A 25,119-nucleotide genomic window follows, 5' to 3' on the forward strand; every position below is an offset into this window, starting at 1 on the left:
CCGCTTCGGATCAGCCGCCGGCCCACCAGGAGCGGCCGGCATCCACCGCATCGCGCACGGGCTTCACGATCCGTTCGACCTCTGCGGCAACCCGGTCGTCGGGCACATGGGGAAACAGGTCCCGGTAGCATTGGCGCGCCAGTTCGGCGGCGGTCGCTTCATCGGCCCTGAGGCTTCGCGCATTGGCGTAAACCTCCGCCACCGCCGCCTCGTCGTCGACACCGCGCGCCATCGAACCCGCCCCCTCTCCAATCTATCGAGGGATGATACCGTGAAAACCTTTAGACATTAAATTAAATTTAAATATATATTTCGATTTAGGACGGTTTAAGACTTTGGAACACGACCTGGAAGAAAGAGGAATACCCGGTCCGGCTAAACCATCGAAGCGATGTCGGCCCCGCCGGTGGGGTATGCGAGAGGCGTCTCCGCGAGCCGGTCGGCGGCGATCCCGTGGCGGATCGCCAGCGCGAACAGGTTGATCACCTCGTCGGCATGGGGGCCGACCAGATGGGCGCCCAGGATCCTGCCGCTGCCCTCCTCTATCAGGACCTTGTGGCCGGAGCAGGGTTCGTTGAGCCGGCGTGCGCTGAACCAATCGCCGGTGACGGCGTGGTTGACCCGGAAGCGCAGTCCCCGGCGCGCTGCCTCCTCCTCCTGCAGGCCGACGGATGCCAGCGGCGGCAGGGAGAAGACCACGCTCGGCATCCCGCCATAGTCCACCCGGCGCTCGGCCCGGCCGGTCAGGGTGGCGACCACCACCCCGGCATCGTGGCTGGCCTTGGGGGTCAGCGGCATTCCGGATGGCGCCGCGTCGCCCGCCGCGAAGACGCGCGGGTTGGTCGTGCTGCGCAGCTGGCCGTCGACCTCCACCCCGCGCTTGCCCGCCGCGACGTTCCCGGCCTCGAGGTCCAGCCCGTCCAGGTTCGGCACCCGCCCGGCCGCGTGGACGACCAAGTCGGCATCGAACTGGAGGTTCCGCCCTTCCTGGTCCGCATGGACGCGGTAGCCTTCGCCGTTCCGCTCCACCGCCGTGACGGCGGTCCCGACCCGGATGTCCACCGGCAGGTCATGGGTCCGCTCGACCAGCAGGTCCACCAGGTCAGGATCGAAGCCGGCCAGCAGGCGCACGCCCCGCTGGAGGATCGTGACCTCCGCGCCGGCCCGCATGGCGAGATGGGCGAACTCCATCGCGATATAGCCGCCGCCGACCAGCGCGATGCGGCGGGGCAGCCGTTCCAGATCCAGGAAACCGTCGCTGTGGAGCAGCAGGCCGGCGCCCTCGATCGGCAGGTCGGCCGGCTTCGATCCGGCCGCCAGCACGAAATGGCCGGCCGTCAGCACGGTGTCGCCGACCGCCATGGCGTCTGGAGCGACGAAGCGCGCGGTGCCGTGCAGCCCGGCTATGCCGGCATCGGCCAGCGAGGCTTCCTTGGACGGCGTGACGGGATCGGTGAAGCGCCGCTTGAAAGCCATCATCGCTCGCCAGTCCGGCACCGCCGGTGCGCCGAAGACGCCGACCTCGGCGAGCTGCGCCATGGCCGCCACGGGTTCGGCCGCCGCGCGCAGCACCTTCTTGGGGTCGCAGCCCCGGAGCTGGCACGTCCCTCCATAGGGAAGCTCGTCGACGATCGCGACGTCGAGACCCGCCGCCCGGCATCCTCTCGCGACGGCCGTCCCGGCGACGCCGGTTCCCACCACGACGACGTCATAGCTTTGGGTCATATCGGTCCTCCCCAGGGCCGAGCGCCCCTCGATCAAAGAATGATGCCGTTCCGCGTCCAGCAACAACATCCCGGACGCAAACATGTCATCATGCTCCCGGCGTGGGATATCAGGCGACCTGCTCCGTCCAGACAAGGAAACTCTTGAGGATGTGGGGTCCGAAGGTCGTAATCATCGCGACATCGGCCGCGTCGCGGCCCTTCGCGATGGGAATGCGGCCGATCCGCGGTTCGTTGTGGCGCGCGTCGAACATGTGCCAGCTTCCGTCCAGGTAGACCTCGAACCAGGCGTTGAAGTCCATCGGGAACGGCAGCGCCTCGATGCCGATATCGCCCAGGTAGCCGTTGACGAACCGGGCCGGGATGTTCAGCGCGCGGCAGAGCGCGATTGACAGGTGGGCATAGTCGCGGCACACCCCCTTCCGCTCGTTGAAGGTCTCCAGCGCCGTCCGGGTGTTGCGGGCGTGCCGATAGCCGAACTCGACCGCGCCGCTCACCCAGTCGCAGACCGCCTGCACCCGATCCCACCCCTCGGGCACGGTGCCGAACAGCTCCCAGGCGGCGCCGGACAGCAGGTCGGTCTCGCAGTAGCGGCTGCCGAACAGGAAGGGCAGCACGTCGGGCGGCAGCCGGTCGACGCCGTGCTGGCGCGCGCCGGCGTGCCTCAGGTCCGGCAGGCCGCTGTCCCGCACCAGCCCGATGGAGCGGAACGTGGTGACGCCGGGCTGGACCACGGAGCGGGTGCACCGGTTGCCGTAGCCGTCGAGGAACTCCTCCACCGGAGCCGCCGGAAAGGTCTCCACCACGTCGCGCTTCAGCAGGCTGCGTTCGTGGCCGGGGTGGACGTTCAGCAGAAGCAGGACCGTGGTCGGCCGGGCTACCTCGATGGAGAACTCGTAACCGACCTTGATGACGATTCCGGGGTCGGCTTGCTCCATCCGAAATGGTGAGATGATGATCGACACGCGCCTCGACACTCCAAGCCGAATTCTTCCAAGCCAAATTTTCGCGGACTTTATTATTGCCGGCGGGTGCGGTCAAATGCGCGTGGCGAATGGCTGGCTGCGGCATTTCGGATGAAATGACTAAAAAATTCGCATCTTGCCGCCATAGTGTTCGCTACCTGTTACCACTATTCGGAACAGACCATTATTCGGAACAGACGACGCCGGACCCCGATGCCGCTCCACTTGATACTGACAGCCGTTCTTCTGCTGCCGTCCCCGCCCGCCCTGGCCCACGGGCTCTCCGTGATCCCGCCGGAAGGGATCTGGTACGCGTGGTCGTTCGACCCCCTGGTCCTGGTCCCGCTCGCCCTGGCGCACTGGCTCTACGGACGCGGCGTGGCGCGGATGTGGGCCCGCGCGGGGTCCGGACGGGGCGTTCCGCGCCGACGGGCGGCCTGCTTCCTGGCCGGCGAACTCACGCTCGTGCTGGCCCTGGTCTGGCCGTTCGACGCGGTGGGCGGCACCCTTTTCTCGGCCCACATGATCCAGCACATGCTGCTGATGGTGGTCGCGGCGCCGCTGCTGGTGCTGGGAGCCCCGCTCGCTCCGATGATGCGGGCGCTTCCCGACGGCTGGCGGCCGCGCGCCGCCGCGGCGGTGCGGCGGCTTCGGCCGGGACGGTTCCTGACCAGGCCGTCGGTGGCGGCGGTGATCCAGGGCATCGCCCTGTGGGCCTGGCACGCGCCGGCCCCGTTCCAGGCGGCGCTGGTCAACGACGCGGTCCACACCGCCGAGCACGCCACCTTCATGGCGAGCGCCGTGCTGTTCTGGTGGAGCGTCCTGCATGCCGGGCGCGACGGCCCGAACGGCTACGGCTCCGCCGCGGCCTGGACTCTGGCGACCGTGCTGCACGGCGGCATGCTGGGCGCCCTGCTGACCTTCGCGCGGGTTCCGCTCTACCCCGCCTACGGAGATTCCGCCTCGCTCTGGGGGCTGACGGCGCTGGAGGACCAGCAACTCGCCGGGCTGATCATGTGGGTGCCGACCGGCATGATCCATCTGGCCGCCGGTGTATGGCTGATCGGCGCCTGGCTGAACGCGCTCGCGCGCCGCAATGCGAACGTCACGGAACCGACCTGAGCCTGCACTGTTGGGGACCGACGAACGCAGAGGGAGAAGCCCTGCGGCACGCGAAACGAGTTCACCCCGCCAAAGGAGCCCACCATGGCTGTCAAAAAGTTGCAGGACCTGATGATCGAGGAAATGCGCGACATCTATCACGCGGAAAAGCAGCTTACCCGCGCACTGCCGAAGATGGCCCGGGCCGCGTCGAACGAGCAGCTCAAGCAGGCGTTCACCCAGCATCTCGAGGAAACCCGGGGCCAGATCGAACGCCTGGAACAGGTCTTCGAGAAGCTCGACACCCGGACCCGCGGCAAGCACTGCCATGCGATGGAAGGCCTGATCGAAGAGGCCAAGGAAATCATGGAAATGGGCCTCGCGCCCGAGCTGCTCGACGTGGCCCTGATCGCCGCCGCCCAGAAGGTCGAGCATTACGAGATCGCCGGCTACGGCACGCTGCATGCCCTGGCCCAGGCCTGCGGCCTGGACGAGGTCGCCCAGCTCCTCGAAGAGACCCTCAACGAGGAGAAGAAGACCGACGAGCTGCTGAACAAGCTCGCCATCGGCGACGTCAACAAGAAGGCCATGCAGGCCGCCGCCTGACGCACCGCCGCCTCAAGACAGCCCCGCCCCCTCCGGGGCGGGGTTTTTGCCGCCCTGATCCACGATCAGCTTCTCCAGGGTTTCCAGCCGGTCCGCCTCGGCCGGAGGCTTGTCCCAGCGGATGCGGGCAACGCGCGGAAACCGCATGGCGACGCCGCTCTTGTGGCGCGTCGAGCGGTGGACGCTGTCGAACGCCACTTCCAGCACCAACCCCTGCTCGACCTCGCGCACCGGGCCGTAACGCCGTACGGTATGGTTGCGCACCCACCGGTCCAGCATTCCAAGCTCCTCGTCGGTGAAGCCGGAATAGGCCTTGCCGACCGGCACCAGCTCGTCCCCCTTCCAGGCCCCGAACGTGTAGTCAGAATAGAAGGACGACCGCTTGCCGTGGCCGCGCTGGGCGTACATCAGCACCGTGTCCAGCGTCAGCGGCCCGCGCTTCCACTTGAACCACGGTCCCTTCGGCCGGCCGGCGACATAGGCGCTGTCGAACCGCTTCAGCATCAGACCTTCGATGGAGCTTTCCCGGGCGCCGTTGCGCAACTCGGCCAGCTCGCCCCAGGTCGAGAAGGGCAGCATGGGCGACAGGTCCATCCGGCGCGGGCCGGTCCGGGCATGCCAGTCCTCAAGCCGCCGCCGCCGCTCTTCGAAACCGAGCTGCCGCAGATCCTCCGGCCCCTCGAACAGGATGTCGTAGAGCCGGACATGGACCGGGAAGTCCAGCAGCATCCTGGCCGTCACGGTCTTGCGGTTCAGGCGCTGCTGAAGGTCGTTGAACGGCGCCACGGCGCCGTCGCGCAGCACCAGCAGCTCGCCGTCCAGGACGGCGTCGAACTCCATCGCCTCCAGCATGTCGGGGAAGGCCGGGCCGATGTCGTCGCCGGTCCGCGAATAGATCCGGCACTCGCCGCCCTTGGCGACAAGCTGCACCCGGATGCCGTCCCACTTCCATTCCGCCCGGTAGACGTCGGCGTCCAGCGCCGCGATGTCCTCGTCCTCAAGCGGGTTCGCCAGCATCAACGGGCGGAAGCCCGCCCCCTCGCCGACGGCGGGCCGCTCCTCCCGCCCCTCCAGCCAGGCGAACAGCGGCAGGTAGGGAGGCGTCAGGCCATGCCATACCTCTTCGATGTCGTCGACACTCTGCCCGCCCCACTCGGCCAGCGCCGTCTTGGCCAGCCGGGCCGAGACGCCGATCCGCAGCGAGCCGGTGATCAGCTTGATCAGGGCGTAGCGGCCCTGGGCGTCCAGCGCGTCGAGCCAGCGCTCGACCAGCCGGGGCACGTCGGCGCGCCTGGTCTCGGCGAGCGTCCCGACCACCTCGGCCAGGGTCGGCTCATGGTTGGCGCCGGGGCGCTGCGGCCAGATCAGGGAGATCGTCTCCGCCGTGTCGCCGACGAAATCATAGGACCAGCCGTAGAGCACCGGATCGACCCGCGTCATGACGAGGTTGCGCAGAGCCGCCGGCTTGGCGTCGGTGAAGGTCAGACCGCCGGTCAGCGCCGCCAGTGCTATTCCCCGCTCCGGATCGGGCGTATGGCTGAAGTAATCTCCCATCAGCCGGATCTTGCCGTTGCGCGACGGGGTGAAGATGAGGGCGTCGATCAGTTCGGCGAACCGCTTCACAGCAGCGCTCCCCGGGCTGGTGCCGCGCCCGCCGCCGGCGGCTGCTCCAGGTCGGGAAGCTCCCCCTGGCCTTCCTCGTCGAAGCCGACCAGCGCCAGGGCGCGGGCGCGGATGCCCCGGCCGGTGGCGTAATGGACCAGCGCCTCCTCCCGCCCGTGGGTGACCCAGACCTCGGGGGCGCCGACCTCCTCGATGGTGGCGCACAGCTCGTCCCAGTCGGCATGGTCCGAGATGACCAGCGGCAGCTCGACGCCGCGCTGCCGGGCGCGCTGGCGCACCGTCATCCAGCCCGACGCCATGGCGACCACGGGGTCGGGCAGCCGGCGCGCCCAGCGGTCGGCCACCGCCGAGGGCGGCGCCATCACGATCCGACCTACGAAAGCGTCCTTCTTCAGCCCCGTCGCCGGGATCAATTCCCCCAGGTCCACCCCCAGCTCCCGGTACAGGTTGCACAACGGGATATGCGCGCCATGCAGGAAGATCGGCTTGTCGTAGCCGGCCTTGCGGATCAGGGCGATCACCCGCTGGCATTTGCCGAGCGCGTAGGCGCCGACCACATGGCTGCGCTCCGGGAACAGCTCGACCGAGTGGAGCAGCCGCGCGATCTCGCCCTCGTCGGGAGGGTGACGGAACACCGGCAGGCCGAAGGTGGCCTCGGTCACGAACACGTCGCACGTCACCGGCTCGAACGGCGCGCAGGTCGGATCGGCCCTCCGCTTGTAATCGCCCGAGACGACGATCCTGCAGCCCCGGTACTCCATCACCGCCTGGGCGCTGCCCAGCACATGGCCGGCCGGAACGAACCGGACGTCCACCTCGCCGATCCGCACCGTCTCGCCGTAGGGCGACGGCTGGAGCGACCCGCCGGCGGCCTCGCCGTAGCGCGCGCGCATGATCGCGATGGTATCGGGAGTGGCGAGCACCCGCGCGTTGTTCGGGCGGGCATGGTCGGCGTGGCCGTGGGTGATCACGGCGCGCTGGGCCGGGCGGACCGGATCGACGAAGAAGTCGCCGGGTTCGACGTAGAGCCCCTGGGGCAGCACCTTGATCCAGGATTCCGGTGGCCAGGCGTCGGGAAGGGAAATCGAAGCGGTCATGGTGGATATATGGGCAACATGGCGGGAAAAAGCCAAACCCGCCGATATCCCGGCCCTTGCGGTATCACCCGTTCTAAGTTCATCCTGTTCTTTAGAAGGATTCCACGAAGGAGAGGCTTACCCCATGGAGCCCACCGTCGCCTGCATCGGTGCAGCCCACATCGATCGCAAGGCCACCGCTGCCGGTCCGGTCGTCCCGGGAAGTTCGAACCCCGTCACCCTGCGGGTGGGAATGGGCGGGGTTGCCCGCAACGTGGCGGAGAATCTCGCCCGCCTCGGGCTGTCGGTCGCGATGGTGAGCCGGGTCGGCACCGACCGGGAAGGCGACTCGGTGCTCCAGGGCCTGACCGACGCCGGCATCGGCGTGGAAGACTGCACGCGCTCCGCCACCTCGCCGACGGCCTCCTACACAGCCCTGCTGGATCGCAGCGGCGAGCTGGTGATCGGCCTGGCCGACATGGGGATCTACGACGAACTGACGGTCGAGCTCATCGAGCCGCTGCTGTCCCGGCTGGAGCGCATCCCGGTCTGGTTCATCGACTGCAATCTGCCGGCCGAGTCGCTGCGCCTGCTGCTGCGCCGCAAGCCGGCGGGCTGCACGGTCTACGTGGATTGCGTCTCGGTAGCCAAGGCGGCCCGGCTCCAGGGTATCCTGAGCGGGATCGACACGCTGTTCGCCAACGGCGACGAGGCGGCCTACCTCTCCCACGTGCCGATCCGCGCGCCGCTGGACGTGTGCGAGGCGGGCTATCGCCTGATGTGCAACGGCGTGGGCAGCGTGGTAATCACCCGCGGCCGGGAAGGGGCGTTCGTCGCCTCCCCCTTCGACTATGATTTCTTCCTGCCGCCGCCGGTCGATGTCAACGAGGTGACCGGTGCGGGCGACGCCCTTGTGGCGGGCGTGATCTTCGGCCGGATGGGCGGCCATTCGATGGAGGACGCCATGCGGATCGGCTTGGCCTGCGCCGCCTGGGCGGTGGAAGCGGATGAAACCGTGAACCCGATGCTGAACGCCGATCTCGCCATCGAACGCGCGGGACTTTTGCGGAAATCCGCGTAGACTGCCGGCATGCACGATTATCTTGCCATCCACCCCGAGGTCGCCGAGGCGCTCCAGGCCAGAAAGGCCGTGGTCGCGCTCGAATCGACCATCATTTCCCACGGGATGCCCTATCCGCGGAACGTGGAGACGGCTCGCCTTGTGGAGCGGACGATCCGCGACGGCGGCGCCGTCCCGGCGACGATCGCGGTTCTCGACGGCCGCATCCGGATCGGCCTGACCGACGACGACCTGGAGCATCTCGCCAACAGCGACGCCGCCGGCCGCGGGGTCATGAAACTGAGCCGGCGCGACCTGCCGGTGGCGCTCGCCACCCGCGCCGACGGCGCCACCACGGTTTCCGCCACCATGATCTGCGCGGCGTTGGCGGAGATCGCGGTCTTCGCCACCGGCGGCATCGGCGGCGTCCACCGCGGCGCCGAGAGCACGCTGGACATCTCCGCCGACCTGGACGAGCTGGCGACCACCAACGTCGCCGTGGTCTGCGCCGGCGCCAAGGCGATCCTCGACCTGCCCAAGACGGTCGAGTACCTGGAGACCCGCGGCGTCCCGGTGCTGGGCTACGGCACCGACGAGCTGCCGGCCTTCTACACCCGCTCCAGCGGCATCAGGCTGGCGTCCCGCTGCGACAGCCCGGCCATGGTCGCGCGCATCCTGCGCGCCAAGTGGCAGCTCGGCCTGAACGGCGGCGCCGTGATCGCCAACCCGATTCCGCAGTCGGCGGCGCTCGACCAGGGCCTCATCGACGACGCCATCACCCGGGCGCTGGCCGATGCCGACGCTCAGGGCGTGAAGGGCAAGGACGTGACCCCGTTCCTGCTGTCCCGCCTTGAGGAACTGACCGGCGGCGCCAGCCTGGAAGCCAACATAGCATTGGTCCGCAACAACGCCGCCGTGGCGGCCTCCATCGCCCACGCCTACGCCGAGCTGAGCGCGGAAACGGCCCTGCCGCCAAAGCCGCACCTGACCCGGACGCGGCCCTGGTATTGAGGCGAAGCCGGCGCTTTCGGTTTTTTTGGCCACAGATGCACGCAGATAAACTCAGATGGGCTTCGGCATTTCGGCGCCTCTGTGGACAACCGGCGCTTATCCATGATCCGTATCTGCGCCCATCGGCGTGCATCTGTGGCCACGAAATAGAGCTTTCCAACGCCTCCCCCTTCGCCGTCGGCCGTCATCCCGTGGCCCAAGGCTTGCTTGTCGGTCACGCGAAGCAGCGGTGAAGACAGCCCACAGGAACGTTGGAATTGCGCCTTCTGGTCGTCGATGAGAACCCCGAGAGGTCCGATGTCGTCCTGTCCGGCCTCAAGGAAGCCGGTTACGACGTGGTCGCCACCATCAGCAAGGACGACGATCTGCGCGAGGGCATCAGGACGCACCAGCCCGACTTGGTCATCATCGACCTGGAGTCCCCCTACCGCGACTATCTGGAGAACCTGATCATGATCAACCGCGAGAACCCGCGGCCCATCGCGATGTTCGTGGCGCAGGAAGACAGCACGCTGATCAGCGAGGCGATCGAAACCGGGGTCAGCGTCTATGTCGCCGACGGCCTCAGCCCCAAGATGGTCAAGTCGATCCTTCAGATCGCGATCGTGCAGTTCACAAAATTCCGCAAGCTCCAGGAGGAGCTGGACAAGTCCAAGACCGCCCTGGCCGACCGCAAGGTGGTCGAGCGGGCCAAGGGCCTGCTGATGGCGCACAAGGGAGTGACCGAAGAAGAGGCATACCGTTTCCTGCGCAAGCTCGCCATGGACCAGAACAAGCGCCTCGCCGAGATCGCGGAGAACATCCTGTCGCTGTCCCAACTGTTCAAGGGCTGAGGCGGCCATCGCGCAAGTCTTTGAAAAGCTTCGACTCGCCCGACGCCGCAGTAATCAAATCTTGTGCAGAAACCCGTCGCATTCCGCACTGCACAATTTTTGACCGGGCATTGATAGGATCTCAGGCATTCTAGCCGGCTCTGGAAAGGCCGATCGAGACCGGAAGCGAGGCATTCCGCAGTTTTCCGCGCCTGCTCAACTTTGGCACGACGCTTGCTAAATGGTTTGGCGTGCGGCGTGGCGATCCAATGGCGGAGCGCCAGTCGCGCAAGACAGTGTCGGTCCAACGGCGGAACGACCTACCCCGGATAATGGCGTCCGAATGCCGAGCGGCTCCTTTCAGCCCGCTCGACGTTCCGGCGCCTTTTTTATTGCCGAAATTTCGGCCGATGGAGCGAGCGATGTCCAAGGACCCAGCACTGTTCACCTCCAAGCTTTCCGCCCGGCAGGACCGCCGCGGCATCCTCAAGGCCGGCGCCTCGCTCGCCGGGACCGCGGCACTGCTCTCCGCGATCAGGGCGGTCGCCCCGGCGGGCGCCTGGGCGGCCGGCACCGACGGGATCGAGAAGCCGACGCTGACCCTGGGCTTCATTCCGCTGACCGACTGCGCGCCGCTGGTGATCGCCTCCGAAAAGGGCTTCTTCAAGAAGCACGGCCTGGACGTCACGCTGTCCAAGGAAGCTTCCTGGGCGAACATCCGCGACAAGGTGATGATCGGGGCGCTCGACGGCGCCCACATGCTGGCCGGCATGCCGCTCGCCGCGACGCTCGGCATCGGCGCGATCCGGAAGCCGACGGTCACCGGGTTCTCCATGGACCTCAACGGCAACGCCATCACCGTTTCGACGGCCCTCTACGACCGCATGGTCGAGATCGACCCCGAGACCATGAAGAAGCACCCGGTCGGCGCCGCCGCCCTGAAGAAGGTGATCGACGCCGACAGGAAGGCCGGCAAGGAGCCGCTGACCTTCGCCATGGTGTTCCCGGTCAGCACCCATAATTACGAACTGCGCTACTGGATGGCGTCGGCCGGCATCGATCCGGACGAGGACGTCCGCCTGATCGTGATCCCCCCGCCGCAGATGGTCGCCAACCTCCAGGCCGGCAACATCCAGGGCTACTGCGTCGGCGAGCCGTGGAACGCGCGCGCCGTGCAGGCCGGGATCGGGCGCACCCTGGTGACGAACTACGACATCTGGAACAACAAGATCGAGAAGGTCTTCGGCGTCAACCAGGACTGGGCCGACGCCAATCCCAACACCCACAAGGCCCTGATCCGCGCGCTGATCGAGACGGCGCAGTGGATGGACGAGCCGGACAACAGGATGGAGGTGGTCGAGATCATCTCCCGGAAGGCCTACGTCAACGCGCCGGCCGACGTGGTCAAGATGTCGATGACCGGCACCTTCCAGTACGCGCCGAAGGAACCGGCGCTGCCGATGCCGGACTTCAACGTGTTCCACCGCTACGCCGCCAATTTCCCGTGGCGCAGCCAGGCGGTGTGGTACCTGACCCAGATGGCGCGCTGGGGACAGATCGAGCAGCCGATCAGTTTCGCGAAGACCGCCGAGGCGGTGTTCCGCACCGACATATACCGGGAGGCCGCCAAGGAGCTGGGCGTCGCCTACCCGACCGTGGACTGGAAGTCGGAGGGAACGCGGGCGGAACCCTGGACGCTGGCGGACGCGACCCGGCCGATCGCCATGGGACCGGACCGCTTCCTCGACGGCCGCGCCTTCGATCCGGCCGACCCCGTGGGTTACCTGCGCGGCTTCGAGGTTTCGAAACTCAAGATCGACCTGGACGCCCTCGCCCAGGCGAACGTCTGAGCCGTCCGTCTCCAGTTCATCAAGGATCTCCCGACATGACCAGCGTCCCGGTGGACGAGACCACGAACTCGCCCGCAGTCCAGCCACAACCGTCCCTTCCCGCCCTCCCCTCGGCAGCGGCCCGCCTCCGCGAGCGGCTTTACCAGATGCTGCCCGACATCGTGCTGCCGGCCATCACCCTCCTGGTGGTCCTGCTGGCATGGCACCTGATCGCCGCCAACCTGGGCGGCGGCTTCCCCGGCATCGGGGAGACGTGGGACCGCGGCGTCGAGCTGCTGTCGGACCCGTTCTACAGCAACGGCCCCAACGACATGGGACTGTTCTGGCAGGTGCTCTACTCGCTGGGCCGCGTCATGGCGGGGTTCCTGCTGGCCGCCCTGGTGGGGGTTCCGGTCGGGTTCCTGATGGGCTCCAGCGCGATCTTCCGCAAGGGCTGGGCGCCGCTGATCCAGATCCTGCGGCCGGTCAGCCCGCTGGCCTGGCTGCCGATCGGGCTGCTGCTGTTCCGGGCGGTCGATCCCTCCGCGATCTTCGTGATCTTCATCACCAGCATCTGGCCGATGATCCTGAATACTGCCGCCGGGGTCGAGGCGATCCCCAACGACTACCGCAACGTGGCCGCCGTCCTGCGGCTCAACCGGATCGAGATGGTCCGCCACATCCTGCTGCCCGCCACCCTGCCCCACGTGCTGACCGGCATGCGCCTGTCGCTGGGCATCGCCTGGATGGTCATCGTGGCGGCAGAGATGCTGACCGGCGGCATCGGCATCGGCTTCTTCGTCTGGGACGAATGGAACAACCTCAACGTGTCGAGCATCATCGTCGCCATCGTCGTGATCGGGCTGGTCGGCATCCTTCTGGACATGGGCATGAACCTGATCCAGCGCCGCTTCGACCACTCCAACCGCTGAGGAGACACCCGGCATGACCGCATATCTGAGCATCGAGGGCGTCGGCATCACCTTCAACCCCCGGAAGTCGCCGGTCCCGGCGGTGCGCGACGTGGACCTGAAGATCGCCAGGGGCGAGTTCGTCAGCATCATCGGCCATTCCGGCTGCGGCAAGTCCACCGTGCTGAACATCGTCGCGGGCCTGCTGAAGCCGACGCTGGGCGGGGTCTTCCTGGAAGGCAGGCTGGTGGACGCGCCGGGTCCCGACCGGGCCGTGGTGTTCCAGAACCACTCGCTGCTGCCCTGGCTGACCGTCTACGACAATGTCCGCCTGGCGGTGGACAAGGTGTTCGGCAAGACCCGCGGCGCGCAGGAGCGCCACGACTGGACCCTGCACAACCTGAACCTGGTCGGCATGGCGCACGCCGTCGGCAAGCATCCGTCCGAGATTTCCGGCGGCATGAAGCAGCGGGTCGGCATCGCCCGTGCGCTGGCGATGGAGCCCAAGGTGCTGCTGATGGACGAGCCGTTCGGGGCGCTCGACGCGCTCAACCGCGCCCGGCTCCAGGACGCCCTGATGCAGATCCAGAACACGCTGCGCAACACCGTCATCATGATCACCCACGACGTGGACGAGGCCGTGCTGCTGTCCGACCGCATCGTGATGATGACCAACGGTCCCGCCGCCACCATAGGCGAAGTGCTGGACATCCCGCTGGAACGTCCGCGCAAGCGCCTCGACCTGGCCGACGACGCGACCTACGCCCATTGCCGCGGCGAAGTGCTGCGATTCCTCTACGCCCGGCATCGTCCCGTCGATGCCGACGCCGCCTGAACCGGAGACATCCGTCATGACCCTGGCAAACACCAAGGAACGCCTCGTCCTCGTCGGCAACGGCATGGCCGGCATCCGCACCGTCGAGGAACTGCTCCAGCGCGATCCCGACCGGTACGAGATCACCGTGTTCGGTGCCGAGCCCCACGTGAACTACAACCGCATCATGCTGTCGCCGGTGCTGGCCGGCGAGAAGACCTTCGACCAGATCGTCCTGAACGACCGCTCCTGGTACGACCGGAACGGCATCGCCCTGCTGACCGGCGAGAAGGTCGAGAAGATCGACCGGGAGGCCCGGACGGTGACTTCCATCGGCGGCCGGACGGTCGGCTACGACCGGCTGCTGCTGGCGACCGGGTCGGACCCGTTCATCATCCCGGTGCCCGGCCGCGACCTGCCCGGCGTGGTGACGTTCCGCGACATGTTCGACGTCGAGGCCATGCTGAGGAAGGCAGCCGACGGGGGCAGGCACGCCGTCGTGATCGGCGGCGGCCTGCTCGGCCTGGAAGCGGCAAACGGGCTGGCCGTCAACGGCATGAAAGTGACCGTGATCCACCTGATGGGCACGATCATGGAACGCCAGCTCGACGAGGCCGCGGGCTTCCTGCTCCAGCGCGAACTGGAGGACCGCGGCATCGACGTGATCACGAATGCTGACACGAAGGCCATCCTGGGCGAAGGCCACGTCACCGGCGTGCTGCTGAAGGACGGGCGCGAGATCCCGGCCGACCTGGTGGTCATGGCGGTCGGCATCCGGCCGAGCACCGGGCTCGCCAAGGCCGCCGGCCTCGCGGTCGAGCGCGGCGTCGTGGTGGACGACCATATGGTGACCTCCGACCCCGCCATCCTGGCGGTCGGCGAATGCGTCCAGCACCGCGGGGCGACCTATGGCCTCGTGGCTCCCCTGTGGGAGATGGCGCGGGTCTGCGCCGACCAGCTCGCCGGCAGGCCGGAATCCGCCTATGCCGGCTCGGTCACCAGCACCAAGCTGAAGGTGACCGGCATCGACGTGTTCTCGGCCGGCGACTTCAGCGGCGGCAAGGACTGCGAGGACATCGTCTTCCGCGACGCCGCGCGCGGCGTCTACAAGCGAATCGTGCTGAAGGAGGACAGGATCGCCGGCGCCGTGCTGTACGGCGACACCAGGGACGGTGCCTGGTACTTCCAGATGCTGCGCGAGGCGGAGAATGTCGCCCCGCTGCGCGAGACGCTGATCTTCGGCCAAGGATTCGGGGGCCAGGGCTTCGGAGGAGGAGGAGCCGCAAACCCTAAGGCCGCCGTTGCCGCCCTCTCCGACAGTGCGGAGATCTGCGGCTGCAACGGCGTGTGCAAGGGCGCCATCACCAGGGCCATCGCCGACAAGGGCCTGACCTCGCTGGACGACGTGCGGACCCATACCAAGGCCTCGGCCTCCTGCGGGTCCTGCACCGGGCTGGTCGAGCAGCTCCTGGAACTGTCGCTCGGCGACGGGTACCAGGCCGCCGCGGCCGCCAAGCCCCTGTGCAAATGCACCCACCATCCGCACGACGACGTTCGCCGGCTGATCGTGGCGGGAGAGCTGAAGAGCATCCCGGCGGTGATGCAGGCACTGGAATGGAAGACGCCCAACGGCTGCCACAGCTGCCGGCCGGCGCTCAACTACTACCTGCTGGCGGCATGGCCGGGCGAGTACAAGGACGACTACCAGTCCCGCTTCGTCAACGAGCGGGTCCACGCCAACATCCAGAAGGACGGCACATACTCGGTCGTGCCGCGCATGTGGGGCGGCCTGACCTCCGCCAAGGAGCTGCGGGCCATCGCCGACGTGGTGGACAAGTTCGCCATTCCGACGGTCAAGGTCACCGGCGGCCAGCGGATCGACCTGTTCGGCGTGAAGAAGGAAGACCTTCCCGCCGTCTGGAAGGACCTGAACGAGGCCGGCATGGTCTCCGGGCACGCCTATGCCAAGGGCCTGCGGACCGTGAAGACCTGCGTCGGGTCCGAATGGTGCCGGTTCGGCACGCAGGATTCGACCGGCATGGGCGTCAAGCTGGAGCGGATGACCTGGGGCACCTGGACCCCGCACAAGGTCAAGCTGGCGGTGTCTGGCTGCCCGCGCAATTGCGCCGAGGCGACCATCAAGGATTTCGGCGTCGTCGCCGTGGACAGCGGCTGGGAGCTGTACGTCGCCGGCAACGGAGGCATGAAGGTCCGCGAGTGCGACTTCCTGGCCAAGGTCGAGACCGAGGAGCAGGTGCTGGAGTATTGCGGCGCCTTCCTTCAGCTCTACCGGGAGGAGGCGCGGTACCTGGACCGCACGGCGCCTTGGGTCGAGCGGGTCGGCCTCGACTATGTGAAGAAGCGGGTGGTCGAGGACGACGAGGGCCGCCGCGCCCTGTTCGCCCGCTTCCGGTTCTCGCAGGTGTTCTCGCAAACCGACCCCTGGGACGAGCGCGCCTCCCGGGGCGTCGACTCCCACGAGTTCGCGCCGCTCGCGATGGTGGGGTGAGGATCATGAAGGAAGACATCACCTGGATCGAGGTCGGCCGGGTCGCCGACATTCCGCCGGCCGGGGCGCGGGTCGTGAAGACCCCGCGCGGCGACATCGCGGTATTCCGCACAGCCGACGACGACGTGTTCGCGGTGCGCGACCGCTGCCCCCATGCCGGCGGGCCGCTGTCCCAGGGCATCGTCCACGGCGCGCGGGTCACCTGCCCGCTGCACAACTGGGTCATCGACCTGGCCTCGGGCGAGGCCACCGGACCGGACGAGGGCTGCGCCGGGACCTTCCCGGTGCAGGTCGAGAACGGTCTGATCCGGCTGGGCCTGCGCCTGCCCCCCGGCCCGGCCCTCGGTGTGCCCGGGGCGGCGTCGTGACCGGCGCCGTCCGCACCACCTGTCCCTATTGCGGCGTCGGCTGCGGCATGGTCGCCAAGGCCGACGGTGCGGGCGGCTGGACGGTCTCGGGCGACCCGGAGCATCCCGCCAATCTCGGCCGGCTCTGCTCCAAGGGAAGCGCCCTGGGGGAGACGCTGGGGCTGGACGGCCGCCTGCTGCATCCCGCGGTGGACGGCAGGACCACGACCTGGGACGAGGCGCTGGATACGGTGGCGAGCCGCTTCCGCGCAGTCATCGACCGGCACGGGCCGGACGCCGTGGCCTTCTACGTTTCAGGACAGTTGCTGACGGAAGACTACTATGTCGCCAACAAGCTGATGAAGGGCTTCATCGGCTCGGCGAACATCGACACCAATTCCCGCCTGTGCATGGCGTCGAGCGTGGCCGGCCACCGCCGCGCGTTCGGCGGCGACGTGGTGCCGGGCAATTACGAGGATCTGGAACTGGCCGACCTGGTCGTGCTGGTCGGCAGCAATCTCGCCTGGTGCCATCCGGTGCTGTACCAGCGGCTGGCGCGGGCACGGGCCGAGCGCGGCACCCGCATCGTCGTGATCGACCCGCGCCGGACGGCGACCTGCGACGCCGCGGACCTGCACCTGGCGCTCAGGCCCGGCAGCGACGTCGCCCTGTTCAACGGGCTGCTCGCATATCTGGACCGGGCGGAAGCCCTGGACCGGGGCTACATCGCCCGCCACACCGGCGGTTTCGCGGAGGCCCTGTCGGCCGCGGCCGGGGAGCCGCAGGCGGTCGCCGCGGCCTGCGGGCTGGACGCCAACGAGGTCGAGCGGTTCTACGGCTGGTTCGCCGAGACGGCCGCGACCGTCACGGTCTATTCCCAGGGCGTGAACCAGTCGTCCCACGGGACCGACAAGGTCAACGCCATCGTCAATTGCCACCTCGCCACCGGACGCATCGGCCGTCCGGGCATGGGGCCGTTCTCGGTCACCGGCCAGCCCAACGCCATGGGCGGGCGGGAGGTCGGCGGGCTCGCCAACCAGCTGGCGGCGCACATGGGCTTCACGCCGGAAGCGATCGAGCGCGTGGAACGGTTCTGGCGGGCGCCCCGGATCGCGCGGCGCGAGGGGCTGAAGGCGGTGGACCTGTTCCAGGCGGTCGAGGGCGGCCGGATCAAGGCCCTGTGGGTCATGGCGACCAACCCCGCCGTCAGCCTTCCCGACGCCGACCGGGTGGTCCGCGCGCTGGCGTCGTGCGAGTTCGTCGTGGTCTCCGACTGCACCCGCGACACCGACACGGCGGTCCATGCCGACGTGCTGCTGCCCGCCGTCGCCTGGGGAGAGAAGGACGGCACCGTCACCAACTCAGAACGCCGTATCTCGCGCCAGCGCGCTTTCCTGCCCCCTCCGGGCGAGGCCAGGCCGGACTGGTGGATCATCGCGCAGGTCGCGGCCCGCATGGGCTGGGGCGAGGCGTTCCGGTACGGGTCGGCGGCGGACATCTTCCGAGAGCACGCGACGCTTTCGGGATTCGAGAACGCCGGCAGCCGGGTGTTCGACATCGCCGCGCTGGCCGATGCCGACTACGACACGCTGGAGCCGGTCCAATGGCCCGCGCCGGGAACGCCGCGGCTGTTCGGGGACGGCCGCTTCCAGACGCCCGACGGACGCGCCGCCTTCGTGCCGGTTCGGGCAGCACCTCCAGGTACGGCGACCGGCGCCGAATACCCGTTCGTCCTGAACACCGGCCGCATCCGCGACCAGTGGCACACCATGACCCGCACCGGCCGGGTGCCCCGGCTGTCCAGCCACATCGCCGAGCCATTCGTCGCTATCAACCCGGCCGACGCCGCCGCGACGGGACTGGAGGACGGAGGGCTCGCGGTGGTCCGCTCCCCCAGCGGCCGAGCCACGCTCAGGGTCAGGATCACCGGCGACCAGCCGGCGGGACAGCTCTTCGCGCCGATGCACTGGAGCCGGCAATTCTCGGCCGAGGGCGGCGTCAACGCGCTGGTCGCCCCGCTCACCGACCCGGTCTCGGGCCAGCCGGAGCTGAAGCATACCGCGGTACGCGTGGCCCCCTTCAGACCGGCCTGGACCGCCTTCCTGATCGCCCGGGAGGTAATACCCTCCCCGGAGAGCGCCGAGTACTGGTCGCGGATCAAGGCGGCGGGCTGCACCGTCCTGACCCTGGCCGGCACCGTTGCGCCGGCCGATATCCCGGCATGGGCCGAGACGCTGCTGCCCCGGCTGCCGGGGATCGACTATCACGACACCCGGCGCGGCGTTCACCGCTGGGCGCGGCTCGACGGCGACCGGCTGGAGTCCTGCCTGTTCCTCAGCTTCGGTCCCGCCCTGCCCGCGCGGGAATGGCTGGTCGGCCTGTTCGACACCCCGTCGATCGACACGGATGCCCGCTGCGGGCTCCTGAGCGGCCGGGCGCCGGCCGGACTGCCGGACGAGGGGCGGGTCGTCTGCGCCTGCTTCAATGTCGGCCTCAACCGCATCGCGCGCGCCATCCGCGACGGCGGGCTGACCTCCGCCGAACAGGTCGGCGTAGCGCTGAAGGCCGGCACCAACTGCGGATCCTGCATCCCCGAGCTGAAGGAGCTGATCGCCGATGCGCGAAGCGACCGGGCAGCCTGAGACGTTGCCCTATATGCCCGTCTTCATGGACTTGAGGAAGGGGCGGCCGTGCCTGGTGATCGGCTCCGGCGACATGGCGGGCAACAAGACGGCCCTGCTGCGCCGGGCGGGGGCCGATGTCCGAAACATGGGCGCCGCCGACTTCACTCCGGCGGCGCTCGACGAAGTCGCCCTGGTGGTGGATGCCGCCGACGACGCGCGCCTGACCGCGACGCTGGTTGACCTCGCCAGGGCGCGCGGGGTTCCGCTGAACGTCGTGGACAAGCCGGAATTCTGCGACTTCATCTTTCCGGCGATCCTCGACCGCTCGCCGGTGGTGGTCGCCGTCTCGACCGGCGGCTTGGCGCCGGCGCTGGCCCGGCTGATTCGCCAGCGGCTGGAACTGGCGGTCCCCTCGGCTTTCGGCCGGCTGGCCCGGCTCGCCGGGGAGTTCCGCCGCAAGGTCCAGGACGCGCTTCCGACCACGCGCCAGCGCCTGCGCTACTGGGACGAGGTTCTGGACGGGCGCGCTGGCGAGCTGGCGATGCATGGCCGCGACGACGAGGCCCGCGCGGAGATGGAACGCCTGCTCGGCCGGACCGCCGCCGGCGGCGCCGATCCCGGTCCCGGGATGGTCCATCTGGTCGGCGCCGGACCGGGCGATCCCGAACTGCTGACCCTGGCCGCGATCCGCGCGATCAAGCGGGCCGACGTCATCCTGTACGACCACCTCGTCGGGGAGGGCGTGCTGGAGTTCGCCCGCCGGGACGCGGAGCGGATTTCGGTCGGCAAGCGGGCCGGGCGCCATTCGGTGAAGCAGACCGAGATCAACGCCCTGCTGCTCGAACATGCCTGCCGGGGCCGGCGCGTCGTGCGGCTGAAGGGCGGCGATCCGCTGATGTTCGGCCGCGCGGGGGAGGAGGCGGAATATCTGCGCCGCCACGGCATCGAGGTTTCGATCGTGCCCGGCGTCACGGCGGCGCTCGGCTGCGCCGCGGCGGCGCAGATCCCGCTGACGCTCCGGGGCGTTTCCCGCAGCGTCCAGTTCGTGACCGCCCACTGCCTGGACGACGACGCAACCCGGGCGATGGACTGGGGCAGGCTCGCCAATCCGGACGGCACGCTGGCGATCTACATGGGCCGCAGCCAGCTGGCACATTTCAGCGTCAGGCTGATCGAGGCCGGGCTGTCGCCCGACACGCCGGCCGCCGCCATCGAGAACGGCACCCGTCCCGACGAGCGCCGCTGCTTCGCGACGCTGGCGACCCTGCCGGCCCGCGCCGCCGCGGAACTGGGCGACGGGCCGACGCTGGTCATGGTCGGCGCGGCGATCGGCCACCGCCCGCGGGAGGCCGCCGTCCCGCGGGACGAACCGGAGCCGGCGCGCTACGCGATGGAGCGAGCCGGCGCCGGTTGAAGCAGCTCCAGGTAGCGGTCCACCGCCCGCTCGACGGTGTACGCTTCAGCCTTGGCCCGCAGCAGGTCGGCGGGGACGGGATTGTCCAGGGCCTGCCCGATCGCCAGGGCCAGCGCCCCGGGATCGCCGACGGGAACCAGCCCGCCGAGCCTGCCGTCCTCCAGGATCTCGCGCGGCCCGCTCGGGCAGTCGGTCGAGACCGTGCTGGTGCCGCAGGCGATCGCCTCGATCAGGACCGTGGGCAGACCCTCGAACCGGGACGACAGCACGAACAGCGAGGCCTTCGCCATGAAGGCCATCGGATTGTCGACGAAACCCGGCAGCTGCACGTCCGACGATATGCCGAGTTCGTCGGCGAGCTTCTCCAGCTCCGGGCGGAGCGCCCCTTCTCCCAGGATCAGCAGCCGGGCCGGGCGTTCGGCCCGGACCCGCGCGAAGGCTCGCAGCAGGGTGGCGAAGTCCTTCTGCGGCGACAGGCGGCCCACCCCCAGGATCACCGGCGGCTCCCCCTCGGCGAACCAGGGATGGTTGACAGGTTGCGCGGCACGGGTCAGCAGGTCCGGCGTGACCACGGGATTATGGGCCACGTCGATTCGCGCCCGGTTCAGCCGCGCGAAGCGGGTCAGGTCGTCGGCGACGCCGTCGGACACAGCGATTATCTTCGCCGCGCGGGGATACAGGTAGGGCACGAGCCGATAGGCCATCCGAAGCGTCGAGTTGGCGTTGGCCCCCATGTTGCGGCTGATCTGGTTGTGCTCGGTGATGGCGATCCGGGTCCGGCCGCCGGCCAGGAGACGCGCCAGCAGGGCCGCGATGTTGACATGGACCAGCGCCGTCAGCAGCACGGCGGGGCGCTCGCGCCGGAGATAGCGGGCCAGCGCCACGACGCTGTTGACGGTGCGCCGCGTGCCGAGCTCGACCACGCGGATGCCGGGCGGGATGTCGTCCACATAGGCCCCCTCCCGCCGGACGAGGACGAGGTCGACCGGGTAGCCGCGGCGCGCGATGCCGGTGGCGAGCGCCAGCATCACGCGCTCCGCCCCGCCGCCGTAGAGATCCTGGAGGAACACGGCGATCCGCGAGGGGGCTTCCTGCGCTTCGGCCCGTTGGGTCCGCAGCATGTCGCCGAGGGAGATCGCGTCGTCGGTATGCATGGTCAAGGTGACATCTCCTCAAGGCGGGAGGGTCCGGGCTCGCCGGTTACTCCATTTCGAAACAGGTTTAAGTAAAAGTGAAGATATTCAGACAGTCAAAGATGTCAAGACAGGGCTAATGCGAACTTGCAAGGTTCAGCAAACACTAGTTGCCTGCGACATCAACATTATGCCTATTTTTTATCGGCATGAGTGCGCAAGCCTTGAACATTGCGCAGCCTACATTGCCCTGTTTCCATTCATATCTGTTCTCTGCAAATCCATTTTCAGCCGGAACCCTGTCGATCATCAACCAATTATTGGTTTTGACCAACTCCTCTAGAAGGGGTAGCGGGTATTCTTCATCGTCGAGACGCGTCGCAGGCGGCGGCAACGGGGCACCCCTCATCAGCCCGTGGATTTTCCGAGAGAATTCCTGATGTTATTTTTCGTTGAGTCGTTGTACGTTTATAACTCTTGAAACGTGTTTCTACTTTGAAAACTTACGCGGGAGTTTTATTAATGAAGTATCACGACAAGTTTTCAGCGTGCCTGCTCGCGACATTGGCGCTGATCGCCGCTCCGGCCCAGGCGGCGGATCCCATTTACGGCGTTCCCCTGCCCAACCCCGCGATCCCCGATTACGTGTTCCCGGCTCCGGAAACGGCGCTCCTCACGGCCGTCAACAACGCGGATACGGCCGCGATCTACCGGCACGGCTGGGGCCTGTGGGCTTCCCTGACGGCCCCCACGGCCCAGACGGCCTATGGCATCGCCAATGCCCCGGTCTATCTCACCTGGCTGACCAAGCAGGACCTGGTCAACATGAGCACGGCTCCGGCCACGCCGACCGACGCCACCGCCAGGACCACGGCGTCCGGCCAGGGCCGCGGCCTGGGCCTGAAGCCGATCACCCAGCTCCGGAAGTTCGGGATCGACAGCTCGGCGCAGAAGTCCAAGGCGACTGCGCGGGCCGCGACGGCGGTGACGCCGGACACGCAGATCTTCGAGACCGTCGCCTACGACCCGACCTCCGCCAAGTTCATCAATGACAACAAGCTGTTCGTCCTGTCGACCATCCAGGCCATGTACACGGCCGGCCAGGCGGAGATCCCGACCTTCCCGGTCACGGCGGTGTCGATCAAGCCGGTCTACAAGATCGCCTCGCAGTCCAAACTGATCGGCGGCAAGTACTACGCCATGCCGGCCTGGCCGGGCACTCCGGTCGTGACCGCCGATATCGTGGCCTCGGGCTATCCCGAGACGGCGTGGCCCGGATGCGTCTATGTGGACGTCACGAATCCGGGCGCATCCACGTCCACCGGGATCGACGGCACCTGCGGCGGCCAGACGGCGGCGGCGACCTACGGGCTCGGCGACTTCATCGCCTATGCCGTGACCTCCAGCAACGTCGCCGCGTTCAACGCCGAGGGATACAAGGTCGCCGCCGGCGACTATCTGCTGCTGATGGCGATGCATGTCACGTCGCGCGAGATATCGGAATGGACGTGGCAGACCTATTTCTGGACGCCGGCGCCGATGAACCCGCCGTCGCCCAGCAGCGACGCGATCGCGTCGGCCCAGCCCGCGGCGCTGAGCATGCCGGCCGCCCACTACGCCATGTCGATCGGCTACCAGATGATCAGCCCGAACCAGCCGGTCAACGGCGGCAACAACGACGGCAAGCCCGTGATCGCCTACAACCCTTACCTGGAGTCCGGATTCAATGCCGAGGTCTTCAGCGTCAGCCGGCAGGTCACCGATCCCAACACGGGCGTCGCCTGGACGGGACAGGTGGGCGTGGAGACCAACTGCATGACCTGCCACGCCCTGGCCGCCGTCAATTTCGGGACCGGCAGCGGCACGGGATACGCGACCACCTTCTATATCGGCCGCAACGACCCGATCTTCGCCGGAACGGTGCAGACCGACTTCCTGTGGTCCATCGCGGACGTCGTGTCGTCCCAGCAGCAGTCCTCCGCCGTCAAGAAGTAGGACCGGGTCCCTTGAAGCCGCCATGCCGAGACAAGAGCCCGCATGGCGGCCCCGCACCGAAGTTCCTTGGTTGCCAAGGGGGTGCCGCAGTACGATCTCATCCGAGGGACCAAGTCGGATCGGAACGGACAGAGCAAGAAATGACCAAGGTCGGCAATTCGGCGGCGAGCCGCGACAAGGCGTTCTACCTGCACCCCTACACCAACCTGAAGACCCACGAGGAGGTCGGACCGCTGGTGATCGAACGGGGCGCCGGCGTCCACGTCTTCGATGACACGGGCAAGGCCTATATCGAGGGGATGGCCGGCCTGTGGTGCACCGCGCTGGGCTTCGGCGAGGAGCGGCTGGTGGAGGCGGCGTCTCGCCAGATGCGCAAGCTGCCGTTCTATCATGCCTTCGGCCACAAGGCGCATGATCCCGGCATCGACCTGGCCGAGGCGCTGATCCGCATCGCGCCCGTGCCGATGTCGAAGGTCTTCTTCACCAACTCCGGGTCCGAAGCCAACGATACCGTCGTCAAGCTGGTCTGGTACTACAACAACGCGCTGGGCCGGCCGAACAAGAAGAAGATCATCGCGCGGCAGAAGGGCTATCACGGGGTCACCGTGGCGGCCGCGAGCCTGACCGGGCTGCCGCACCTGCACCGCGACTTCGACCTGCCGATCGCCGGAATCCTGCACACCGACTGCCCGCACTTCTACCGCTACGGCGAGGAAGGCGAGACGGAAGAGGATTTCGCGATCCGCCTGGCCGACCAGCTCGAACAGCTGATCCTGGCCGAGGGGCCGGACTCCATCGCCGCCTTCATCGCCGAACCGGTGATGGGCGCCGGCGGCGTGATCGTGCCGCCCGCCACGTATTTCGACAGGATCCAGCCGGTTCTGAAACGCTACGACATCCTGTTCATCGCCGACGAGGTGATCTGCGGATTCGGCCGCACCGGGTCGATGTTCGGCACCCAGACCTTCAACCTCAAGCCCGACATCATCACCGTCGCGAAGGCGCTGTCGTCCGCCTATCTGCCGATCGCGGCCGTCATGATCTCCGAGCCGATCTACCAAGCCATGGTCAGCCAGTCGGAGAAGATCGGCACCTTCGGCCACGGATACACCTATTCCGGCCATCCCGTGCCCGCGGCGGTAGCACTGGAGACCCTGAAGATCTACGAGGAATGCGACATCGTGGGCCATGTCCGGGCGGTGGCACCCCATCTGCAGGATGGCTTGCGCCGGTTCGCGGGCCATCCCCTGGTGGGCGAGGTCCGCGGGATCGGGCTGATCGCGGGCGTCGAGATCGTGGCGGACAAGGCGACCAAGGCCCCGTTCGACCCCAAGCTGGCGATCGGCGGCCATGTCTCCCGGTTCGCCCAGGAGCACGGCCTGATCGTCCGCGCCATGGGCGACACCATCGGCTTCTCGCCGCCGCTGGTGATCAGCCCGTCCGAGTTGGACGACCTGGTCGAACGATTCGGCAAGGCCCTCGACGACACGCTCGCGATGGTGACGGAGAAGGGCCTGGCCGCCGTCGCCTGACGGCAGCCTTTAAGCAGGATCCTTTTGACCAGG

At 68.1% G+C, this 25,119-nt stretch carries 20 protein-coding genes; 14 read left to right on the plus strand and 6 right to left on the minus strand.

Annotated features, from left to right (window positions below):
• Positions 1–10 precede the first annotated feature (10 nt).
• From DPR14_RS18315 to DPR14_RS18325, 3 genes are all read right to left on the minus strand, one after another.
• Positions 11–232 carry a hypothetical protein gene (locus DPR14_RS18315; protein ID WP_158046440.1) on the minus strand — a complete coding sequence of 74 codons (222 nt, stop codon included), beginning with the start codon at positions 230–232 and terminating at the stop codon, positions 11–13.
• A 143-nt stretch (positions 233–375) separates the two neighbouring features.
• The gene (locus DPR14_RS18320) at positions 376–1,725 is read right to left on the minus strand and encodes a dihydrolipoyl dehydrogenase family protein (protein WP_158046441.1); all 1,350 of its coding nucleotides are present in this window, start codon (positions 1,723–1,725) and stop codon (positions 376–378) included.
• A gap of 109 nt (positions 1,726–1,834) precedes the next feature.
• A complete protein-coding gene (locus tag DPR14_RS18325; RefSeq protein ID WP_343038663.1) occupies positions 1,835–2,689 on the minus strand; it encodes a transglutaminase-like domain-containing protein in 855 nt (284 codons plus the stop codon).
• Between the two features lie 225 nt (positions 2,690–2,914).
• On the opposite strand from DPR14_RS18325, the gene DPR14_RS18330 reads away from it, so the two are divergent.
• Positions 2,915–3,811, plus strand: a complete 897-nt coding sequence (locus DPR14_RS18330; protein WP_192499018.1) for a cytochrome c oxidase assembly protein — start codon at positions 2,915–2,917, stop codon at positions 3,809–3,811.
• Between the two features lie 84 nt (positions 3,812–3,895).
• Complete coding sequence (locus DPR14_RS18335) at positions 3,896–4,396, plus strand: YciE/YciF ferroxidase family protein (protein ID WP_158046443.1); 501 nt, start codon at positions 3,896–3,898, stop codon at positions 4,394–4,396.
• Between the two features lie 12 nt (positions 4,397–4,408).
• Here the strand turns inward: DPR14_RS18335 and DPR14_RS18340 are convergent, their stop codons facing one another.
• Together DPR14_RS18340 and DPR14_RS18345 are read right to left on the minus strand one after the other, a co-directional pair.
• Positions 4,409–6,019, minus strand: a complete 1,611-nt coding sequence (locus tag DPR14_RS18340) for a cisplatin damage response ATP-dependent DNA ligase (RefSeq protein WP_158046444.1) — start codon at positions 6,017–6,019, stop codon at positions 4,409–4,411.
• Positions 6,016–7,116: a ligase-associated DNA damage response exonuclease gene (locus tag DPR14_RS18345; protein WP_158046445.1), complete on the minus strand. Its 1,101-nt coding sequence runs from the start codon at positions 7,114–7,116 to the stop codon at positions 6,016–6,018. Before DPR14_RS18345 ends, DPR14_RS18340 begins: the two co-directional genes overlap by 4 nt.
• A 124-nt stretch (positions 7,117–7,240) precedes the next feature.
• Between DPR14_RS18345 and DPR14_RS18350 the strand changes: the two genes are divergently transcribed.
• The 10 genes from DPR14_RS18350 (at position 7,241) to cysG (ending at position 20,426) form a co-directional block, all read left to right on the plus strand.
• Positions 7,241–8,176, plus strand: coding sequence for a carbohydrate kinase family protein (locus DPR14_RS18350; protein ID WP_192499019.1), 936 nt, complete (start codon positions 7,241–7,243; stop codon positions 8,174–8,176).
• A 9-nt stretch (positions 8,177–8,185) separates the two neighbouring features.
• A complete protein-coding gene (locus DPR14_RS18355) occupies positions 8,186–9,166 on the plus strand; it encodes a pseudouridine-5'-phosphate glycosidase (protein ID WP_158046447.1) in 981 nt (326 codons plus the stop codon).
• 257 nt (positions 9,167–9,423) lie between these two features.
• Positions 9,424–9,999, plus strand: coding sequence for an ANTAR domain-containing response regulator (locus DPR14_RS18360; RefSeq protein WP_192499020.1), 576 nt, complete (start codon positions 9,424–9,426; stop codon positions 9,997–9,999).
• A 401-nt stretch (positions 10,000–10,400) separates the two neighbouring features.
• Positions 10,401–11,828 (plus strand): CmpA/NrtA family ABC transporter substrate-binding protein, encoded by a 1,428-nt coding sequence (locus DPR14_RS18365; protein WP_158046449.1) that lies wholly within the window; start codon positions 10,401–10,403, stop codon positions 11,826–11,828.
• Between the two features lie 35 nt (positions 11,829–11,863).
• Positions 11,864–12,739: a nitrate ABC transporter permease gene (gene ntrB, locus DPR14_RS18370; RefSeq protein WP_158046450.1), complete on the plus strand. Its 876-nt coding sequence runs from the start codon at positions 11,864–11,866 to the stop codon at positions 12,737–12,739.
• Between the two features lie 13 nt (positions 12,740–12,752).
• The gene (locus tag DPR14_RS18375) at positions 12,753–13,553 is read left to right on the plus strand and encodes an ABC transporter ATP-binding protein (protein ID WP_158046451.1); all 801 of its coding nucleotides are present in this window, start codon (positions 12,753–12,755) and stop codon (positions 13,551–13,553) included.
• Positions 13,554–13,569: 16 nt separating this feature from the next.
• Positions 13,570–16,041 carry a nitrite reductase large subunit NirB gene (nirB, locus tag DPR14_RS18380; RefSeq protein ID WP_211103818.1) on the plus strand — a complete coding sequence of 824 codons (2,472 nt, stop codon included), beginning with the start codon at positions 13,570–13,572 and terminating at the stop codon, positions 16,039–16,041.
• Between the two features lie 5 nt (positions 16,042–16,046).
• A complete protein-coding gene (nirD, locus tag DPR14_RS18385) occupies positions 16,047–16,409 on the plus strand; it encodes a nitrite reductase small subunit NirD (protein WP_211103819.1) in 363 nt (120 codons plus the stop codon).
• Complete coding sequence (locus DPR14_RS18390; RefSeq protein ID WP_158046453.1) at positions 16,406–19,030, plus strand: molybdopterin-dependent oxidoreductase; 2,625 nt, start codon at positions 16,406–16,408, stop codon at positions 19,028–19,030. Before nirD ends, DPR14_RS18390 begins: the two co-directional genes overlap by 4 nt.
• Positions 19,005–20,426, plus strand: coding sequence for a siroheme synthase CysG (gene cysG / locus DPR14_RS18395; RefSeq protein ID WP_211103820.1), 1,422 nt, complete (start codon positions 19,005–19,007; stop codon positions 20,424–20,426). Before DPR14_RS18390 ends, cysG begins: the two co-directional genes overlap by 26 nt.
• On the opposite strand, the gene DPR14_RS18400 is transcribed toward cysG, so the two are convergent.
• Positions 20,396–21,580, minus strand: a complete 1,185-nt coding sequence (locus DPR14_RS18400) for a glycosyltransferase (protein WP_246149371.1) — start codon at positions 21,578–21,580, stop codon at positions 20,396–20,398. The two genes, cysG and DPR14_RS18400, sit on opposite strands and share 31 nt — an antisense overlap.
• A 501-nt stretch (positions 21,581–22,081) precedes the next feature.
• Between DPR14_RS18400 and DPR14_RS18405 the strand changes: the two genes are divergently transcribed.
• Both DPR14_RS18405 and DPR14_RS18410 read left to right on the plus strand, forming a co-directional pair.
• Positions 22,082–23,554: a hypothetical protein gene (locus DPR14_RS18405; RefSeq protein WP_158046454.1), complete on the plus strand. Its 1,473-nt coding sequence runs from the start codon at positions 22,082–22,084 to the stop codon at positions 23,552–23,554.
• Between the two features lie 140 nt (positions 23,555–23,694).
• Entirely contained in the window at positions 23,695–25,086 is a 1,392-nt protein-coding gene (locus DPR14_RS18410; protein WP_158046455.1) for an aspartate aminotransferase family protein, read from the plus strand.
• Positions 25,087–25,119 lie beyond the last annotated feature (33 nt).

The sequence above is a fragment of the Skermanella pratensis genome (assembly GCF_008843145.1).
Taxonomy (GTDB): domain Bacteria; phylum Pseudomonadota; class Alphaproteobacteria; order Azospirillales; family Azospirillaceae; genus Skermanella; species Skermanella pratensis.

Coding starts and splice junctions, on each gene's coding strand:
- DPR14_RS18315 (WP_158046440.1), bottom strand. CDS start 232: ATGGCGCGCGGTGTCGACGACGAGGCGGCGGTGGCGGAGGTTTACGCC.
- DPR14_RS18320 (WP_158046441.1), bottom strand. CDS start 1,725: ATGACCCAAAGCTATGACGTCGTCGTGGTGGGAACCGGCGTCGCCGGG.
- DPR14_RS18335 (WP_158046443.1), top strand. CDS start 3,896: ATGGCTGTCAAAAAGTTGCAGGACCTGATGATCGAGGAAATGCGCGAC.
- DPR14_RS18345 (WP_158046445.1), bottom strand. CDS start 7,116: ATGACCGCTTCGATTTCCCTTCCCGACGCCTGGCCACCGGAATCCTGG.
- DPR14_RS18350 (WP_192499019.1), top strand. CDS start 7,241: ATGGAGCCCACCGTCGCCTGCATCGGTGCAGCCCACATCGATCGCAAG.
- DPR14_RS18355 (WP_158046447.1), top strand. CDS start 8,186: ATGCACGATTATCTTGCCATCCACCCCGAGGTCGCCGAGGCGCTCCAG.
- DPR14_RS18365 (WP_158046449.1), top strand. CDS start 10,401: ATGTCCAAGGACCCAGCACTGTTCACCTCCAAGCTTTCCGCCCGGCAG.
- ntrB (WP_158046450.1), top strand. CDS start 11,864: ATGACCAGCGTCCCGGTGGACGAGACCACGAACTCGCCCGCAGTCCAG.
- DPR14_RS18375 (WP_158046451.1), top strand. CDS start 12,753: ATGACCGCATATCTGAGCATCGAGGGCGTCGGCATCACCTTCAACCCC.
- nirB (WP_211103818.1), top strand. CDS start 13,570: ATGACCCTGGCAAACACCAAGGAACGCCTCGTCCTCGTCGGCAACGGC.
- nirD (WP_211103819.1), top strand. CDS start 16,047: ATGAAGGAAGACATCACCTGGATCGAGGTCGGCCGGGTCGCCGACATT.
- cysG (WP_211103820.1), top strand. CDS start 19,005: ATGCGCGAAGCGACCGGGCAGCCTGAGACGTTGCCCTATATGCCCGTC.
- DPR14_RS18400 (WP_246149371.1), bottom strand. CDS start 21,580: ATGCATACCGACGACGCGATCTCCCTCGGCGACATGCTGCGGACCCAA.
- DPR14_RS18405 (WP_158046454.1), top strand. CDS start 22,082: ATGAAGTATCACGACAAGTTTTCAGCGTGCCTGCTCGCGACATTGGCG.
- DPR14_RS18410 (WP_158046455.1), top strand. CDS start 23,695: ATGACCAAGGTCGGCAATTCGGCGGCGAGCCGCGACAAGGCGTTCTAC.